We start from the raw sequence: 17,073 nt of genomic DNA, 5'->3' as shown, positions 1-17,073 counted from the left end.
CAAGCGCACCGCCGGCCGGCGCCTTCGGTGCGCGCGGCGCTGCTGCTTGCCGCGCGCGGAACCGTGACGTCGCTGAATGACGTCAGCGACGGGCTGGCCAGCGAAGCCTGGGAAATCGCCGAGGCTTCGGGCGTAACCCTCGCGCTCCGCGACTCGGACTTGCCGCGCAGCGGCAGCATGGCCGCTTACGCGAACAGCTGCGGCGTGAATCCATTGGAGTGGATGCTATACGGCGGCGAAGACTACGTGCTGCTCGGCACGATTGCTGCCGCGGATGCGGAGCCAGCGAAAGCCGAGCTGGCCGAAGCCGGCTTGCCGATGTTCATCATCGGCGAGGTCGAAGCCGGCGGTGCAGGCGTGGAGCTGCTCCGCGACTTGGACGGCGGCAGCGGCAGAAGCGGTGGCGGCACAGGGCGCTATGAGGTGCTGAGAGAGCAGATTGCGAAGCGCGGGTATAATCATTTTGGAAATTAGGAGCGGCCGAAGCATGAACGAAAGCTACGAAATGATATGGACGGCAGAGACCGAAGAAGACACGGTACGATTGGCGGAGAAGCTTGCAGAGCTGGCGGTTCCGGGCACGGTGCTGGCGCTCGACGGTGACCTGGGAGCAGGCAAAACGCGGTTTTCCAAAGCTTTTGCAGCCGGAATCGGTGTACCGGGCGTTGTGAACAGTCCGACGTTTACCATCATTAAAGAATATCAAGGGGCGCAATTGCCGCTTTATCATATGGATGTGTACCGGCTCTCCGAGCAGGAAGCGGACGAGCTTGGATTGGACGATTATTTCTTCGGTGAAGGCGTAACGATCGTCGAGTGGGCAAGCCTCATCGAAGCGCTGCTTCCGGCGGATCGACTTCAGCTGTACATTGCGCATCTGGGCGGAGAAGCGCGCCGGATAACGATTACTGGCATTGGGGCGCCGTATGCGGCTTGGTGTCAACAATTACAGGCAATAGATCATAGATAGGAGCACGTAACAGATGAGTGAAACTACTACGCCGGGCAGCCGGGAAGGCCAGCTGGTGCTTGCGCTGGATACATCAACCGCATCGCTTGCCGCCGCACTCGTGCGCGGCGATGAGGTGCTGCGCGACATTCAGTCGCTTGCGGAACGCAATCATTCCGTCCATACGGTGTCGGTCGTCAAGGAACTGCTAAGTGAATGCGGGATTGCGCCGGAGGAGCTAGCAGGCATTGCAATCGGTCGCGGACCGGGCTCGTACACAGGGATGAGAATCGCGGTATCCGTCGGCAAAACCTTAGCATGGGTCTGGCAAAAACCGCTCGTTGGCGTGTCCAGCCTGGAAGCCCTCGCATATGGAGCATGGCAAACGGGAACAGACAACGCCTCATCCGTAACGGCGAATCGTCCGGTTTGGATCGTGCCAATCATGGATGCGCGGCGCGGGCAAGTATATACGGGAGCGTTCGAGGCTTCAGCTGCGGACGCTTCGACATCTTCTTTCCCTGCAGCCTGGAAGCGGCTCGCCAAAGACGGCATACGACAGATGCACGACTGGGTAGACCGACTCGACGCAGATGTGAAGGAGATGGACGCCGCTTCAAGACCTGCCGCGATTTGGATTGTCGGGGAATTACAGCTCCATGAAGCGGAAGCTGAGCGGTTGCGGAATCTATGCCCCGAGGTGGAGGTCGCGGCATTCCCTTATATTTTAGAAGGCCGCTCCGTTGCTGCACTGGGACTCTCGCGTCTTGCAGCCGGAGAATCCGATGATGTGCATACTTTCATTCCGAACTACACGCAGTTGACGGAAGCGGAAGTAAAGTTGCAGGAACGGACGGCTTCGCAGCAGCAAAACGCGGTGGAAGGAGCGGGTAAACATGACGGTCATTGATGTGAACCGACTTGTTTTTCGACTGATGACGATGAGCGACGTGAAGACGATCGTCGCTATTGAGCAGGAGAGCTTCACTTCGCCGTGGACAGAGGAAGCGTTCGTTAACGAGCTGACTAACAATCATTTTGCCCGCTATATGGTCATGGATTACGAGGGTGAAGTCATTGGCTACGGCGGCATGTGGACCATTATGGATGAGGCTCATGTGACCAACGTGGCCGTGCGCGAGCAGTATCGCGGACGTGGACTTGGTGAAATGCTGATGGTGGAGCTGCAGCGTGCGGCGGTCATGTTTGGCGCCAAGAGGATGACGCTTGAAGTGCGTGTATCCAACGAAGTGGCGCAGCGGTTGTATAGAAAACTTGGCTTTGAACCGTCGGGAGTCCGGCCCGGCTATTATTCCGACAATAAAGAGGATGCGCTCATCATGTGGGCTGAACTGGATGCCTCAGGTGAAGTGGAGAACATGTATGACGACTACAAATGAACTTATTCTCGCTGTTGAAACAAGCTGTGACGAAACAGCGGTTGCGCTTATTCGCGGCGGCAAAGAGATTGTAACGAGCATTATTTCGAGCCAAATCGAGACGCACCAGCGGTTCGGCGGCGTTGTGCCGGAAATTGCCTCACGTAAGCATGTGGAATCGATCACGCTCATTATGGAGCAGGCGATGAGAGAGGCCGGCGCGGGGTTCCGCGACCTGTCCGCGATTGCGGTTACGCAAGGGCCGGGACTTGTAGGCGCGCTTCTGGTTGGCATCGTAGCTGCGAAGAGCTTAGCAATGGCGCTTGACCTCCCGCTGATCGGCACCCATCACATAGCCGGGCATATCTATGCCAACCAGCTGGTGCATGAGATTGAATATCCATGCCTGGCGCTTGTAGCGTCTGGCGGACATACGGAACTCGTCGTGCTGGAGAGCGAAGGCAAGTTCCGGATTATCGGCAGGACTCGCGATGATGCTGTCGGCGAAGCGTACGACAAAGTGGCGCGCACGCTGAATTTTCCTTACCCCGGCGGGCCTTACATCGATAGGCTGGCGCAACAGTCGGAGGAAGAGTTCCAGCTGCCTCGGGCATGGCTGGAGCCGGACTCCTACGATTTCAGCTTCAGCGGTTTGAAATCTGCCGTTCTTGCGGCCATCAATTCGGCCAAAATGAAAGGCGAAACGCCGCGCGAGGCTGCGCTTGCCCGCGGATTCCAAGCGTCCGTCATCGACGTGCTTGTGACAAAGTCGCTGCGTGCCGTTCGCGAAGTCGGTGCCAAGCAGCTGCTGCTCTGCGGCGGCGTTGCGGCTAACGGCGGGCTGCGCGCAGCCTTGACAGCGCGTTGCCAAGAGGCGGGCATCCCGCTGCTCATTCCGCCGCTTAAGCTGTGCACGGACAATGCGGCGATGATCGGCGCGGCGGCGCACTTGAAGTGGAAGCGCGGCGAGTTTACGCCGCTCGACATGAAGGCGGAGCCGGGCTTGTCGCTGGAAGAATGGTCGGTTCGGAGCTAGCTCTCCGGCCGCGCTGTTCCTTGTTGCAGTTGCTGCAAGTACGTACACGTATGTAGTCGTATGGGGGAGCTGGTTGTCGTGAATTCGAAGCCTTATTTCTACGGCACGATATTCGTATTATTTGTCTTTATCTTTATCTGTGCGATGGTTGGCGGAGGGGACGAATTCTTCGGAGGCGAGCGGCTGGTCCATGCTTTCGAGTGGGTGACCCGGTATGTCTTACCGTGGGGAATCCTCTGGCTGTTGTATAAGATCTACAAAAAGAAATGATCATACGAGGCTGCCTCAAAAACCGTAGATGATACGGTTTTGCTAGGCAGCTTTTTTGTATTGTGGCATCGAATCCCCAGCCACACCGAATCGGGGATTTTCGGCATTGTCTCACCGCATCCAAAGCGGCACCTATTACCTCACTTTGGCCAAAAAACACTATTGCCGGACCGTAAGCGGAACTCATTACCTCTCTTTCGCCTAAACCCACTATTGCCCGATAATGAGAAGTACCTAGTACTTCTCATAAGCATAGAGTACGAAAATCGAACGCCCAGCCCTCAAACTCCCCTCAATCCAATCGCATCCCCAGCCGTGAATCCCCAAATATTCATCCGGTAAATTTTCAAATCGAATTGACAGACGATTCCGACAGGCATATAATAGGCAACAACACTTCAAACATCTGACAAACGCGACGAACAGGAGCAGTAAAGCGTATAGCCGGGATTAGAGAGCTGCGGGTTGGTGCAACGCAGTCGAAGGCCGCTTGAAAACTCGCCTGGGAGCGGATTTACGGAAATGAGCTTCGCTGTCGGCCGAAGGCCAAGGCTAACGGAATGCTCACGTACGTCTTTACGGTTGACCTCCGTGATCGGGTGCATGGCTTCGACTTCTAGAATCGTCGTCATGCTTAAGCGGACGTTCATTGCTTCCTTACGGGAAGGAACGTCAACAAGGGTGGTACCGCGCCGGACCTAACAGTCTGTCGTCTCTTGAACAAGAGACGTCAGGCTTTTTTTGTTTTCCGAAATAGCGGTTTGAAGAGAAATGAAGAAACAGTCACTGGATGATCGACACACACATGAACGACCAATAGATCAAACGCGAAGAACAGGAGCAGTAGGAACAATCCGGGAAAAGCAGAGAGCTGCGGGGTGGTGCGACGCAGCCGAAGGATATCCGAAACTCGCCTGGGAGCGGAACGAGGGAATGTGACGAAGTTTGAACTGCGACTTCGCATACCCTACCTCAGTTACGGTTAACCTCCGTCATCAGGTGCAGCAGCTGCCCGGCATCCATAGCCGGTGGCGGCTAATGCTGCATAAGCGGGTCCGGCCTCGATAAGGCCGGGCAACTAGAGTGGTACCGCGGCAAGCTCACGAAGCCTGTCGTCTCTTGATTCATCAGGAGACGTCGGGCTTTTTCTGTTTTCACCAACCCAAAACCAATCCTTTAGGAGGCTAACCCTTATGACCATTAACCATCCATCACAAACCCAATCCGCTAACAAAATCATCCGTATCTTCGACACCACCCTTCGTGACGGTGAGCAATCACCTGGCGCGACGCTGCGTCCCGAGCAGAAGATCGTACTTGCCCGCCAGCTGGCGAAGCTTGGCATCGACGTCATTGAGCCGGGCTTTCCGATCTCGAGTCCGGGGGAGTTTGCGGCGGTACAGCAAATTTCACGAGAGCTGCAAGGGGTTGAAATCGTCGGTTTTGCGCGTGCGATCAAAGGCGATATCGATGCAGCGGTCCGCTCCACGATGGATGCCGCCCGCCGCCGTCTGCATCTGTTCATCTCGTCCTCGGACATCCACTTGGATTTCCAGCTGAAAAAATCCCGCGAGCAAGTGCTGGCCATTGCCCGTGAGATGGTTGCTTACGGCAAGCAGTTCGTCGATGAAATAGAGTTCTCCCCGATGGATGCCAGCCGTTCGGGGCGCGACTTCGTAATCGAGATGGTCGAAGCGGTCATTGCTGAAGGCGCGACCGTCATCAATCTGCCGGATACGCTCGGTTATGCGCTTCCGGAAGAATACGGCGAGCTGTTCCGCAGCGTGAGAGCAGGAGCGCGAGGCGGGGATAAAGTACAGTACAGCGCACATTGCCATAATGATCTTGGTCTTGCGGTAGCCAACAGCTTAGCGGCGATTAACGCAGGGGCGACGCAGGTGGAAGTGACGGTGAACGGAATCGGCGAGCGTGCCGGAAACTGTTCGCTGGAGGAGCTTGTGATGGCGATCGAGACACGCAAATCGGCGATCGGCGCGGAAACGGGCATCGTCATGAGCGAGATTTACGAAACGTCGCGGATGGTGAGCCGGGCGATGAACTTCCCGATCGCGTACAACAAGCCGATCGTGGGGCGGAACGCTTTTCAGCACGAGTCGGGTATCCACCAGGATGGACTGCTTAAGAACCGGAACACGTACGAAATTATGGATCCGGAAGCGATGGGCATTCCGCGCAGCATGATCGTGCTCGGCAAACATTCCGGCCGTCATGCGATCAAGCATCGTCTGGCTGGTTACGGCATTGAACTGAACGAGGAGCAATTGCTGGATGTGTATAACCGTTTCATTGAAAAAGCGGATGAGATGAAAATCGTGCCCGACGATGTGCTGGTTCGGTTGGCAAGCGAATCGACGGACACGCAGCATGATCCGTACACGCTGGTTGACTTGCAGGTGCTTGCGGGGACGCAGCGTTCCCGTATCGCTTCGGTAACCATTCGCGAGCGTGATTCGCAAGAGGAACGCACGCTGACAGGTACGGGCAAAGGGCCGCTTGAAGCCGTCATTCACTGCCTGCAGCAGGCGATTCCGGTAACGGCGGAGTTCGAGGATCTGGAGCTGCATTCGTTATCGACAGGCGAGGATGCACGCGGGGAAGCGATCGTCGCGATTGTGCATAACAATCGGCGCTATACGGGGACGGCTGTGCATAACGATATTATTTTGGCGGCGGCTGAGGCTTATGTGAGTGCTTGCAATCAACTGCTGATGAGCGCGCAGGAGGATGCAGCGGAAGAACTCGTTCAGAAGAAGAGCAGCTGATGCAGCGAAATTCAAGCTTTAAGATCCGAGCTTTGAGATCCAAGTTCCGAGCTTCAAGGTTCCGGGCTCGTTCGTGAGGGGGCGACAACAGGTGTCTAAGTACGTTCAAGACTGCTTTATTTGCCGCAAGCATCGTGGTGACGTCCGGTCAGTAGGGAGCACCATTTATGAGGATGGGCATGTCCATGTGGGCCATATAGGGTTTCGGGGTGAAGAGCAAACCGCGTACTTAGGCTATGTCATGGTGGAATTAAAACGCCATACACCGGGGCTTGGCGATCTGTCCGTGCAGGAAGCTGCGGCAGTGGGGGTTATTGTGAACGAGGTGAGCCGAGCGCTCAAGGATGTGCTGCGTGCGGAGCATATTTACAGCTTCGTTCAAGGGGATGGCGTACCTCATTTCCATATGCACCTCATCCCGAGGTATGCGGGTACGCCGGATCATTACCGGAATCCAACGAACCTCATCAACTGGCCGGACGCTCCAAATGGCGGTGAAGCGGAAGTGGAGAAAATTTGCTCAAAGCTGCGCGCGTATTTGCAAGCAATCTAAAGGGTTCGCACGGGAAGGTGGAATCGCGATGGAGCAACCGGCAGATCAGGGGAACAAGGAACGTGTGCTGGCGTATTATACCGGCTTCGGCGAGCGAGAGTGGAGCCGGCTTGACCGGGAACCGCTGGAGTTCACGGTTAACATGCATTATCTCAAACAGTATTTGCCGTCCGCCGGCAAAGTGCTGGATAACGGAGCCGGTCCGGGCAAATATGCGATGGCGCTGGCAGCTGAGGGCTATGAACTGACACTGACTGACCTTACGCCTGCTCTTGTCGAGCTTGCTGAGGCTAAAGCCGAGGAGCTTAAGCTGACCGAGCGTTTCACCGGCGGCTTCCATGTCCGCGATGCATGCGAGCTTGCTCCGCTGGCCGATAACAGCTATGATGCCGCGCTTCTAATGGGCCCGCTGTACCATTTGCAGCATGCAGAGGATCGGGCGAAAGCCATACGCGAGCTTCACCGAGTTGTTAAGCCGGGTGGCATCGTTTTCGTAGCTTTTCGCAGCCGAGTCAACCAAGTGATGAATGCGCTGCTTAATCCGGAGCATTGGAAGCCGCTTCATCGCTTGGATGCCATTGAGGCGTTTGCAGCGGACGGGATTTTCGATCATACAGATGAAGGGCGTTACACGGGAGCTTACTTTTATGAGCTTGAGGCTATTCGACCGTTCATGGAAGCGCATGGCTTTCAGACGTTGGAGTTGATCGGGTCCACGAACATGGGGGCAGTTCTCGGAGCGGAGCATTGGCGCTATTGGTCGGAGCAAGGTGAGGAAACGTATCAGCAGCTCGTTCAACTGCTCATTCGGATGGCGAGGGAATCGTCGGTACTGGGGATGTCCTCGCATTTACTCTACATCGGAAGACGAGTATAGGCGTGAGTTTTTTGTGACCGTATTGCTTTATAAGGGGCAATCTCAAAAGTATGCAGTGCAGCTTTTGAGGTGCCTCTTTTTGCGGTGTGGATAAACGGTGACGTTAACGAATGTTGCTCAAAATGCAAGAATTGTAACGTTTCATCGTTCTAGCCTTGTTAATGTTGCCCGAAATCCATCATTTCCGTAGAAAATGAGCTCCTTTGGCTTATATTGAGGAAAAATATTGCACAAATCGCAGCAATTTCACCTGTTCAACCGTACAGCTCCTCAAATGTTGCCTGTTATGCAACAAATCAAGACCGCGGGCCACGGAACACGGACCACGAACCGCAGAACGGGGCTTGTCGAAAACCAATTCCCAACCGCCGATAGCAAGACTGGCAGTTCCAAATATCGATATTAAGGTGTCTAAGTATAGTAACTATAGGACTTATCCCCAGGGTTACCCACAATTACAGCGAGGAATGTGTATAAACATGGGAAACCCGCATAAATCGGGCATTTACAATGTGAACAAAATCGGGATAAGTTTTTCACAGCCTAACTGTGGATAATGTTGATAATGTGGGTAAAATGCCACCGACTGTATCCACATCCGATCAATTGTTAAAGAAACGTTAAATTTATTATTGTTTTACGTCGTTAATAGTGCCAGAATTGCCGCACAATTCATCCAGTGTTGTGGATATGTCTGTGGACAAGGGGGATAGATTGCTCAGTTGTCCCCTTCGAGCCGAAATCGCGGAATGTTTCCTATCTTTGGGGAGAATGCTAGTTCTCAGAAGATGCCGAAAGGGCGGTAACAACATGAGCGAGAGTAAAAGCGGCGGACTGAGACTGGCTTGGCTTGATGTGAAGACGATGTGGATTTCCAGAGCTGTTCGCATTTCGCTGTTAGGACTGCTGGTTCTGCCGCTGTTGTATAGCTTCATCTATTTGTGGGCGTTCTGGGACCCGACCGGACGAACCGATCAGCTCCCGCTGGCTGTGGTGAATGAGGATACCGGGGCAAAACGCAGCGGTGAGCAGCGTAATCTGGGACAAGAGCTTACGGACAAACTAGTAAAGAGCGACGAAACGTATTGGATCGCGACGAATCGCAAGCAAGCTCATAACGGATTAATGGATGGCAAGTATGCGATGGTGCTGTACCTGCCGGCGGATTTCTCCAAGCTGGCTTTCAGTGTGAGCGGCGAGGATCCGAAGCCAACTACGTTGGACGTGGAGTTAAATGAAGGGGCGAATGCTTTATCTGCGAAGATTGTCCGTGCCATAGCGGGAAAGGTTCAAGAAAATTTGCGCAAGGAGCTGCAGGGTAATTATTTGAGCGTGATTTTCGAACAGGTGCTTAATGGGGCGGAAGGCTTGCAAGAGGCCGCTGACGGTGCTGCTAAATTATCGGATGCTTCGGAACGGGCCTATCAAGGTGCGACTCAATTGACAGATGGGCTGCGCCAAACGGAAGGAGGCCTCAAGAAGCTCGCGGGTGGGGTACAAGCTCTTACAGCCGGCGCAGATGAGCTGAACAAAGGAATCGGTATGATGAATACCTATGCAGAGCGCGCAGCTTCGGAATGGAAGAATTGGAGCGGTAAGCTGACGGCTGTAAATCAGTCACTGGCTGCGCTGCTCGGCGCTTCGAAGCCTGATTTCACTGCCTCATTAGAGGATTTACTGGGAGATCTGGCTGGCCTGGAGAGCGAACTTAACGCGATTAAGGAATCGTCGGGTCAATTAGGGGACTTAACTACCCAATTGCAAAATGTGAAGAAGTCGCTTGGCGCGGGGACCGGCAGCCTTGATTCGGCATCCGGGCTATTGCAGGACCTGGGGGACAAGTTCCCCGCTCTCGCTGCAGATGACAAGTTCAAGCAGCTTTCGGAAGAGCTGGTGGATGCGCAGCAGGCCGGAACCTCGGCAATGGCCAAGCTAAACCAAATCGCACAGACGATCGATGCGCTCGCAGCTTCGCTTGATGGATCGATAACCAAGTTAACGAAAAGAATCTCGCAGCTGAGCCCCGGTCTCGAACAGTTCCGTGCACAGCTTAGCGAGCTTCAGTCGGCTGTGGACAAAGCAGCCGGAGAGCTGGATCAGCAGCATCTTGCACTAAGCACTGTTGATGAGCGGGTCAAAGATATAACTGACGGCGTGGATCGATTGCAGACGGGGAGCGGTAAGCTGAAGTCCGGGTTAGCGGAACTGGGAGTCGGAGTGAGTGCTCTGCAAACAGGCAATGCCAAGCTGGTGGCCGGTGCGGAGTCCTTGACGGGAGGGCTCGCGCAAATCCACAAAGGCCAAGCCGAGCTGGCCGATAAGCTGACAGATGCAGCCGGGCTTGCCTCCGAAGACGGACAAGCCGATGCCCGCCAAGCCATCATCAATGATCCGGTGAAGTTGGAGGAGCATAACTTGCATCCCGTGCCGAACAACGGTGTCGGATTTGCGCCGTATTTTATCGCGCTGTCCCTGTGGGTGGGCGCACTGGTGCTGTTCTTCGTGATCGATATTTGGCAGGTGTTGGAGCGGCCGCACGGGCCTTTGTCCTACATCGTGAGCAAATATATCGCACTTGCTACTATTAGTGTCTGTCAGGCGCTGCTGTCTGTTTTTATCCTGCATGTAGGTCTCGGTATTCCGACTGTCGTACCGTCGATTGCGATGTACGGCTACGCGGCGCTGGTCGGGATCGTGTTCACGGCGATCTTGTACATGCTGATCGCAGTGCTTGGCAGCGACAAAGGACGCTTCGCGGCTGTGCTGATCCTCATGCTTCAGCTGACATCAAGCTCCGGTTCGTATCCGGTTAAGCTGGAACCGCCTTTCTTCCAATACATCCACCCGCTGCTGCCAATGACTTATGCGGTGGAAGGCTTGCGCCATCTGATCTCGATTGGCGGCTGGAATGCAATAATCCGGACAGCGGGTGTGCTGTCCGGATTCGGATTGGGGTCGCTTCTTCTATTTTATCTGCTGAAACGCCGTAAAATCATGAGTGAAATCAGGCTGACCGGGGAGCAGCCTTCCAGGTAGCCCTTGGGTTAGGCAAGCAGCTCTTCCCATGATTCGTAAACGGTTTGCAGCTGCGCTTTGAGTGCATCCAAGTCCGTTTGGATACTCTGCACGCGCACATAATCGTTATAGATTTCAGGGTCGACAAGCTGCTCCTCAAATGCCGTAATTTCGCCTTCAAGTCGGGCGATTTCTTTCTCCAGCTGCTCTTGTTTACGCTGGCGATTGCGTTCGTCACGCTTCGCCTGTTTGTCGGCTTCATAGGAGGAAACAGGGGCCGGATCCGGCGCTGCCGTAGGCTTTCCCTGTTTTCCTTGGGAAAATGACAGCGTTTCCAGTTGCAGTTCATCGTTTTCACGTTTTTTCTGGATCATTTCGTCATAATTTCCCAGGAAATGCTGAGTGCCCTGGGGCTCCAGTTCGACAATCCGTTCCGCCATTTTGTTAAGGAAGTACCGGTCATGGGAGATGAACAGCAGCGTGCCGTCGTAATCCATAAGCGCGGACTCCAGCACCTCTTTGCTATAGAGGTCCAAATGGTTGGTAGGCTCATCGAGAATGAGCATGTTGGCACGAGCGAGCATGAGCTTCGACAACGAGACGCGCGCACGTTCTCCGCCGCTTAGCGAGCTGATTCGTTTCTTCACATCGTCACCGCTGAAGAGGAAGTTGCCAAGCACGGTGCGGATACGCGCTTCTTCTATAGAAGGATAAGTGCCCCACAGCTCTTCAAGCACCGTATTGGCGTGGTTTAATCCGGTATGCTCCTGATCGTAATAACCGATCTTCACATTGGTCCCCCAGCGGATCGTACCGTGCTCGTAGGCCTGTTGGCCGACAAGCGATTTAAGCAATGTCGATTTGCCGATTCCGTTAGGTCCGATAAGCGCAACATTCTCGCCGCGTTCCAGACGGAATGATACATTTTGGAACAAAGGGTCGGATTTCTCTTGGAACGTAATCGACAAATCACGGACATCCAGCACGTCATTGCCGCTTTGGCGTTCAATTTCAAAGGAGAAATGCGCCTTCTTCAAGTCGCCGAGCGGCTTGTCGATGCGGTCCATTTTCTCCAGCGCTTTGCGCCTGCTCTGGGCACGCTTCGTGGTGGAGGCGCGCACGATGTTGCGCTGAACGAAGTCCTCCAGCTTGGCAATCTCATCTTGCTGCTTGTCGAATTGCTTCATTTGCGCTTCGTACTCCGCTGCTTTGATTTCGATATAACGGGAGTAATTGCCGGTGTAGCGCTTGGCCGTATGGCGTTCGATTTCGACGATCGTCTGCACGACCGCATCGAGAAAATACCGGTCATGGGATACGACCAGAATGCCGCCATCATAGCCGCGAAGGTAATCCTCCAGCCAAGTGAGCGTTTCAATGTCGAGATAGTTCGTAGGCTCATCGAGCATCAGCAGGTCTGGGGATTGCAGCAAAATGCGCGCGAGCGCAAGCCGTGTCTTCTGCCCGCCGCTTAATGTCGAGATAATCGTATCGGGAGGGAATTGACCAAAGCCCATTCCGTGCAAAATGCCGCGAATTTTCGTCTCAACCTCAAAGCCGCCCTTCTCGCGGAACCAATCGGAGAGCGTGGAATACCGATTCAGCACGGCCTCATATTGTTTGGCATCCTCGTGCAGCTTGGGATCGGCGATTTGCTGCTCCAGTGCGCGAAGCTCCTGTTCGGCTTCCGTCAAATGAGCAAATACGGCATGCATCTCCGCATCGATCGTTTGATCCGACTGCAGGCCGCTGGATTGCGCGAGATAGCCGATGGTTGTTTCTTTGGATTTATAGATGGTGCCGGAATCGGCAGACATCTCGCCGGCGATAATACGAAGCAGCGTCGATTTGCCTGCGCCGTTGACTCCGACAAGCCCAACCCGCTCGCGAGGCTGCACTTGGAAGGTAATGGACGAGAGCACACTGCTTACTCCGTAGCTTTTGGATATATCGGATACTTGAAGAAGCATGATACGTGAAACCTCCAAATAAGTTGAATTCCTATACGTTTAAGTGTACATGAAAAAGCCGCATAACGCGACAAGGTTCATGCCTTTAGACACCGATTTGGGATGCCTTCGCCTTATTGGCGAAATCTGGGCAACAGTGGTAAACTAAATAACAACTATGACTGAAACTTACGCCATTGCGGCCAATAAGAGGCAAAGCGGTGACCATGAATGAGTCAATCGGAGAAGAAAACAGCAAGGTTATCGGCGATCAAGAAACGAGACGGTTACCCTGAGCAGCTGCGTTTGGCATGGTCCGACACAGCTTGCCAGCTTGCGGTAGAGTGGCTGCAGGCCAGACCGGGCAAACCGGTCCGCAGCGTGATGATTTATGTTCCTTTTCGCTCGGAGCTTGATCCTACCTTGCTCGTTGAATGGTGCTGGCGCAAAGGAATTGAAGTTGCCGTGCCGCGGTGCATTCAAGCAAGCCGAGGGATGGAGCTGTACCGGCTGCGGGCTTGGGATGAACTTATGCCGGGCGCTTATGGCATTAAAGAACCTGACCCCGGGGCTGCAGAGCGCTGCGAACCGGATTTTATGCCGGACATCGTGTTTGTACCGGGACTTGCTTTTGATAAGCGGGGCGGTCGTTTAGGTTATGGAGGCGGTTATTACGATCGGTTCCATGAGCGAATGAGAGGGCTCGCGGCGGCGTCCGGCAGACCGATGCCCGAGTGGATCGGATTAGGTTATGAGGCGCAGTGGATGGAGAATGAAACTCTTGTTCCAATGGATAACCATGATGCCTATGTGGATGCCGTTATTACGGAGCATGGGCTAACAAGGAGGCGCTAGGCGCGTGGATTTGACGCATTTCAACGAACAAGGGCGCGCACGGATGGTGGACGTGTCCGATAAGGAGATCACCTCCCGCATTGCGGTCGCGCGAACGACGGTGACTATGGCGCCGGATACATTATCTCGCATTAAAGCGGGCACAATCGGCAAGGGGGATGTGCTGGCTGTTGCGCAGGTGGCCGGTATTATGGCGGCGAAGAATACATCAAACTGGATTCCAATGTGTCATCCGCTACCGCTGACCGGCGTTAATCTGGCTTTTGCGGATAATGGCACGGATGAACTGTACATAGAAGGAACCGTTAAGACCACCGGCAAAACCGGTGTGGAAATGGAAGCTCTAACGGCTGTTTCGGCGGCTGCGCTGACCGTATACGATATGTGCAAGGCGCTGCAGAAGGATATGGTGATCGGGCCAACCCTGCTGACAGAGAAGAGCGGCGGCAAGAACGGCGATTATAAACGATAGAGCGTGAAGCGATGGGCCAAGGAGTATAACGTTAATGGCATTTAGGTTTCATGCGGTTCATGACATATCTTTTTCGAAAATGTGAACGGGGGAGAAGCTCATGCGGTGGAAAGTGGCGTTGTTGACAGCCAGCGACAAAGGATCGCGCGGCGAGCGGGAAGATACCAGTGCACAGGTAATCCGGGAACTGGTGGAAGAGGAGCTTAGCGGCGAGATTGTCGATTACCGAATTGTACCTGACGAACAGGATGAAATAATGGCTGCTCTTATAGAAATGACGGATTATTTTCAAGCGGATCTCGTGATTACGACAGGCGGAACGGGACTTGCTCCGCGCGATCTGACGCCGGAAGCCACGATGAAGGTCATTGATCGTTTCGTACCCGGACTCGCGGAAGCGATGCGGATGGGGGCTATGCAGCGTACGCGCCGAGCCATGCTCTCGCGCGGTGTGTGCGGCATTCGCGGCCGATCCCTCATTATCAATTTGCCCGGCAGTCCCAAAGGCGTACACGAGAACCTGATGGCCATTATGGACCAGCTGCCTCATGCGCTTAACATTCTCTCGGGACGAATGGGGGAGCACAACGAATGACGAAGCCGAAGAACGGAACGATTCTCAAGGAAGTGCCGGTCCAAGAAGCGATCGGCCTGCGGCTCGCCCATGACCTCACTCAGATTATTCCCGGGCAATTTAAAGGCAGATTGTTCAAAAAGGGACATGTCATTGAAGAAACTGACATTTCGAAGCTCCTTGATATAGGCAAGGAGCATATTTATATTATGGAGCTTGGCGAAGGCGAGCTCCATGAAGACGATGCGGCGAAGCGAATGGCCGTTGCCCTTCAGAGCGAAGGGCTGAAGCTGTCTGAGCCGCATGAGGGGAAAGTCGCGGTGAAGTCTGCGCTGGATGTGCCGGCGATCGCGGAGATCGATCCGGCCATCGTTCATGCGATTAATGATTTAGGCGAAATCGCCCTGGCTACGCTGCGCACGCATGCAGTCGTTATGCCCGGCGGTCAGCTGGCTGCGACGCGGGTCATTCCGCTCGTTGTGCCCGAGTCGAAGGTCCAGGCGGTAGAGGAGCTGATCAGCAGCTACCGCGCGCAGCATGAAGGGCAGTCGCCGCTGCGGCTCAAACCGCTTCGCAAGTTTAGAATCGGGCTCTTAACGACAGGTGGCGAGGTGTTCTCCGGCCGCATTGAAGATAAGTTCGGGCCTGCTGTTCGGCGAATTGTAGAAGCGCTCGGCTCCGAAGTGATGGAGCAGCGTTTCGCGCCGGACGAGCGCCATATAATTGTCAAGGAAATACACTACTTGCTGCACCAGTCCTATGATATGATAGTGGTAACGGGCGGGATGTCAGTGGATCCCGACGACCGAACACCTGCAGCAATTGCAGAGTCCGGTGCAGAGATTGTCAGCTACGGAACACCGATGCTGCCGGGATCGATGCTGCTTATGGGTTATTTGAACGGCGTTCCCATTATGGGACTCCCAGGCTGCGTCATGCATGATCCTTATACTTCGTTTAATGTGCTATTGCCGCGCATCTTGGCGGGCGATATCATCACCAGAGAGGACATTGTCTCCATGGGTTATGGCGGCTTAAACAGCTGCTAATCCTATTAAGCGAGAGGTGTACCCGGGCGAAGCGTATGATTCCTTTCTGCTCGTAAGAGCGGATTTCCGTGTATGTACAACTCGTCAACTCGTTATTTAAAGGAGGCTACCCAACCATGTTTAGTGGAATTGGCGTGACAGGATTTTTACTTATTGCCCTTGTCGCTTTATTGTTGTTCGGACCGAATAAGCTGCCGGAGCTCGGACGCGCTTTCGGCCGTACGCTGAAGGAATTTAAAGCCGGTGCGAAGGATATCATGGATGATGATGATGATCGCAACCGCAAGCCAGTGAGTCGGGTTGAAATTAACCGCGATGAGCAAAAAGACGAAAAGCGGCTCCCAGAGTAAGTGGGGCCCGCTTTTTTTATGACCGTCAGAGGGCAGGGCGGTACAAGCTGATTTCAGGCGTGAGAAGAGGTGAGCATAGCGGTGGTTGAGAAAGATGAAGCAGCCGAGAAGGAAGCCGCTCGCGGCGATCAATTAATGACCTTGTTCGACCATATCGGCGAGCTTAGGCGCAGAATTATTTTTATACTGGTCATCCTCGTCATTGGGATGGTTATCGGGCTGATCTTGGCCAATCCGGTTTATCAGTTCTTGCTGGACCAAGAACCGGTTAAGGGCATGAAATTTTATGCGTTCTCCTTGTGGGACGGTATTGGCATGTATATGAAGTTTGCCCTTGTCATTGCCCTCATCTTCGCCTTGCCGGCAACTGCTTTTCAGCTGTGGGCTTTCGTTAGACCTGCGCTTGGCCGCAAGGAACAACGGGCGGCGCTTATGTTCGTCCCGTTCGTGCTGATTATGTTCTTGATCGGATTAGCGTTTTCGTATTACGTAGTGTTCCCGATGGCGTTTAATTTTACGACCGATGTGGCGAAGCATTTGAACCTCGAAGAGAACTACGGGATCATTCAGTACTTTACGTTTCTGTTTAACATCGTCATTCCGATTTCGCTGCTCTTCGAGCTGCCGATCGTCATTATGTTTCTGACGCAGCTGCGCATTGTGAATCCGAAACGGCTTAAGAAAATGAGACGACTGGCGTATTTCTTGCTGATTATTGTGGGGATCGTCGTGACGCCGCCGGATTTCATTTCCGATTCGTTAGTGGCTGTTCCGCTCATCCTGCTCTACGAAGTTAGCGTCATGCTTTCGAGCGTTGTCTACGGCAAACAATTAAAGGCCGCTCAAGCATGGGAAGAAGAATACGGTGACAAATAAGAAAGTCGGCGAAAGCCGGCTTTTTTGGTCTGTTGCGCAGGGATGATGGCAGCATTCCAACGGGAATGGAATGTAAAAATCATATA

General features: G+C 54.0%; 17 protein-coding genes. 16 read left to right on the top strand and 1 reads right to left on the bottom strand.

Going from position 1 to position 17,073, the window contains the following annotated elements; all coding sequences use genetic code 11:
• The 10 genes from I8J30_RS23230 to I8J30_RS23185 form a co-directional block, all read left to right on the top strand.
• Nucleotides 1–474 (top strand): thiamine-phosphate kinase (locus I8J30_RS23230; RefSeq protein WP_240548303.1); only part of this gene is annotated, 474 nt, incomplete at its 5' end.
• Between the two features lie 13 nt (nucleotides 475–487).
• Nucleotides 488–970, top strand: a complete 483-nt coding sequence (tsaE, locus tag I8J30_RS23225; protein ID WP_210662183.1) for a tRNA (adenosine(37)-N6)-threonylcarbamoyltransferase complex ATPase subunit type 1 TsaE — start codon at nucleotides 488–490, stop codon at nucleotides 968–970.
• 13 nt (nucleotides 971–983) lie between these two features.
• On the top strand, nucleotides 984–1,859 hold the full coding sequence (gene tsaB, locus I8J30_RS23220) for a tRNA (adenosine(37)-N6)-threonylcarbamoyltransferase complex dimerization subunit type 1 TsaB (protein WP_210662181.1): 876 nt from the start codon (nucleotides 984–986) through the stop codon (nucleotides 1,857–1,859).
• Entirely contained in the window at nucleotides 1,846–2,349 is a 504-nt protein-coding gene (gene rimI / locus I8J30_RS23215) for a ribosomal protein S18-alanine N-acetyltransferase (RefSeq protein ID WP_091223612.1), read from the top strand. The genes tsaB and rimI overlap by 14 nt, the downstream gene beginning before the upstream one ends.
• Nucleotides 2,333–3,364 (top strand): tRNA (adenosine(37)-N6)-threonylcarbamoyltransferase complex transferase subunit TsaD, encoded by a 1,032-nt coding sequence (gene tsaD / locus I8J30_RS23210; protein WP_240548302.1) that lies wholly within the window; start codon nucleotides 2,333–2,335, stop codon nucleotides 3,362–3,364. Before rimI ends, tsaD begins: the two co-directional genes overlap by 17 nt.
• 78 nt (nucleotides 3,365–3,442) lie before the next feature.
• The gene (locus I8J30_RS23205; protein ID WP_210662177.1) at nucleotides 3,443–3,634 is read left to right on the top strand and encodes a hypothetical protein; all 192 of its coding nucleotides are present in this window, start codon (nucleotides 3,443–3,445) and stop codon (nucleotides 3,632–3,634) included.
• Between the two features lie 1,193 nt (nucleotides 3,635–4,827).
• A complete protein-coding gene (locus I8J30_RS23200) occupies nucleotides 4,828–6,417 on the top strand; it encodes a 2-isopropylmalate synthase (protein WP_210662175.1) in 1,590 nt (529 codons plus the stop codon).
• Between the two features lie 91 nt (nucleotides 6,418–6,508).
• A complete protein-coding gene (locus tag I8J30_RS23195) occupies nucleotides 6,509–6,970 on the top strand; it encodes an HIT family protein (protein WP_210662173.1) in 462 nt (153 codons plus the stop codon).
• A gap of 28 nt (nucleotides 6,971–6,998) precedes the next feature.
• On the top strand, nucleotides 6,999–7,847 hold the full coding sequence (locus I8J30_RS23190) for a class I SAM-dependent methyltransferase (RefSeq protein ID WP_210662171.1): 849 nt from the start codon (nucleotides 6,999–7,001) through the stop codon (nucleotides 7,845–7,847).
• A gap of 810 nt (nucleotides 7,848–8,657) precedes the next feature.
• Nucleotides 8,658–10,883 carry a YhgE/Pip domain-containing protein gene (locus I8J30_RS23185; RefSeq protein WP_210662169.1) on the top strand — a complete coding sequence of 742 codons (2,226 nt, stop codon included), beginning with the start codon at nucleotides 8,658–8,660 and terminating at the stop codon, nucleotides 10,881–10,883.
• Between the two features lie 8 nt (nucleotides 10,884–10,891).
• Here I8J30_RS23185 and abc-f read toward each other — a convergent pair whose 3' ends face one another.
• Entirely contained in the window at nucleotides 10,892–12,832 is a 1,941-nt protein-coding gene (gene abc-f, locus I8J30_RS23180; RefSeq protein WP_210662167.1) for a ribosomal protection-like ABC-F family protein, read from the bottom strand.
• Between the two features lie 210 nt (nucleotides 12,833–13,042).
• Here abc-f and I8J30_RS23175 point away from each other — a divergent pair, with 210 nt between their 5' ends.
• The 6 genes from I8J30_RS23175 (at nucleotide 13,043) to tatC (ending at nucleotide 16,987) form a co-directional block, all read left to right on the top strand.
• On the top strand, nucleotides 13,043–13,666 hold the full coding sequence (locus tag I8J30_RS23175; RefSeq protein ID WP_210662165.1) for a 5-formyltetrahydrofolate cyclo-ligase: 624 nt from the start codon (nucleotides 13,043–13,045) through the stop codon (nucleotides 13,664–13,666).
• Nucleotides 13,667–13,670: 4 nt separating this feature from the next.
• Complete coding sequence (moaC, locus tag I8J30_RS23170; RefSeq protein WP_091223630.1) at nucleotides 13,671–14,138, top strand: cyclic pyranopterin monophosphate synthase MoaC; 468 nt, start codon at nucleotides 13,671–13,673, stop codon at nucleotides 14,136–14,138.
• A gap of 100 nt (nucleotides 14,139–14,238) precedes the next feature.
• The gene (locus tag I8J30_RS23165; RefSeq protein WP_090983463.1) at nucleotides 14,239–14,733 is read left to right on the top strand and encodes a MogA/MoaB family molybdenum cofactor biosynthesis protein; all 495 of its coding nucleotides are present in this window, start codon (nucleotides 14,239–14,241) and stop codon (nucleotides 14,731–14,733) included.
• A complete protein-coding gene (locus I8J30_RS23160) occupies nucleotides 14,730–15,761 on the top strand; it encodes a molybdopterin-binding protein (protein ID WP_210662164.1) in 1,032 nt (343 codons plus the stop codon). The genes I8J30_RS23165 and I8J30_RS23160 overlap by 4 nt, the downstream gene beginning before the upstream one ends.
• A 116-nt stretch (nucleotides 15,762–15,877) precedes the next feature.
• Nucleotides 15,878–16,111, top strand: a complete 234-nt coding sequence (tatA, locus tag I8J30_RS23155) for a twin-arginine translocase TatA/TatE family subunit (protein WP_210662162.1) — start codon at nucleotides 15,878–15,880, stop codon at nucleotides 16,109–16,111.
• Between the two features lie 135 nt (nucleotides 16,112–16,246).
• Nucleotides 16,247–16,987 carry a twin-arginine translocase subunit TatC gene (gene tatC / locus I8J30_RS23150; protein ID WP_210662217.1) on the top strand — a complete coding sequence of 247 codons (741 nt, stop codon included), beginning with the start codon at nucleotides 16,247–16,249 and terminating at the stop codon, nucleotides 16,985–16,987.
• Nucleotides 16,988–17,073 lie beyond the last annotated feature (86 nt).

The organism is Paenibacillus lignilyticus (genome assembly GCF_017942085.1).
GTDB classification, from domain to species: domain Bacteria; phylum Bacillota; class Bacilli; order Paenibacillales; family Paenibacillaceae; genus Paenibacillus_Z; species Paenibacillus_Z lignilyticus.
The sequence above is the reverse complement of the archived record's forward strand: the minus strand, read 5'-3'. Positions and strand labels throughout refer to the sequence as shown.

Coding starts and splice junctions, on each gene's coding strand:
- I8J30_RS23190 (WP_210662171.1), top strand. CDS start 6,999: ATGGAGCAACCGGCAGATCAGGGGAACAAGGAACGTGTGCTGGCGTAT.
- tsaE (WP_210662183.1), top strand. CDS start 488: ATGAACGAAAGCTACGAAATGATATGGACGGCAGAGACCGAAGAAGAC.
- I8J30_RS23175 (WP_210662165.1), top strand. CDS start 13,043: ATGAGTCAATCGGAGAAGAAAACAGCAAGGTTATCGGCGATCAAGAAA.
- tsaD (WP_240548302.1), top strand. CDS start 2,333: ATGACGACTACAAATGAACTTATTCTCGCTGTTGAAACAAGCTGTGAC.
- tatC (WP_210662217.1), top strand. CDS start 16,247: ATGACCTTGTTCGACCATATCGGCGAGCTTAGGCGCAGAATTATTTTT.
- I8J30_RS23160 (WP_210662164.1), top strand. CDS start 14,730: ATGACGAAGCCGAAGAACGGAACGATTCTCAAGGAAGTGCCGGTCCAA.
- I8J30_RS23185 (WP_210662169.1), top strand. CDS start 8,658: ATGAGCGAGAGTAAAAGCGGCGGACTGAGACTGGCTTGGCTTGATGTG.
- rimI (WP_091223612.1), top strand. CDS start 1,846: ATGACGGTCATTGATGTGAACCGACTTGTTTTTCGACTGATGACGATG.
- I8J30_RS23165 (WP_090983463.1), top strand. CDS start 14,239: ATGCGGTGGAAAGTGGCGTTGTTGACAGCCAGCGACAAAGGATCGCGC.
- abc-f (WP_210662167.1), bottom strand. CDS start 12,832: ATGCTTCTTCAAGTATCCGATATATCCAAAAGCTACGGAGTAAGCAGT.
- tatA (WP_210662162.1), top strand. CDS start 15,878: ATGTTTAGTGGAATTGGCGTGACAGGATTTTTACTTATTGCCCTTGTC.
- tsaB (WP_210662181.1), top strand. CDS start 984: ATGAGTGAAACTACTACGCCGGGCAGCCGGGAAGGCCAGCTGGTGCTT.
- I8J30_RS23200 (WP_210662175.1), top strand. CDS start 4,828: ATGACCATTAACCATCCATCACAAACCCAATCCGCTAACAAAATCATC.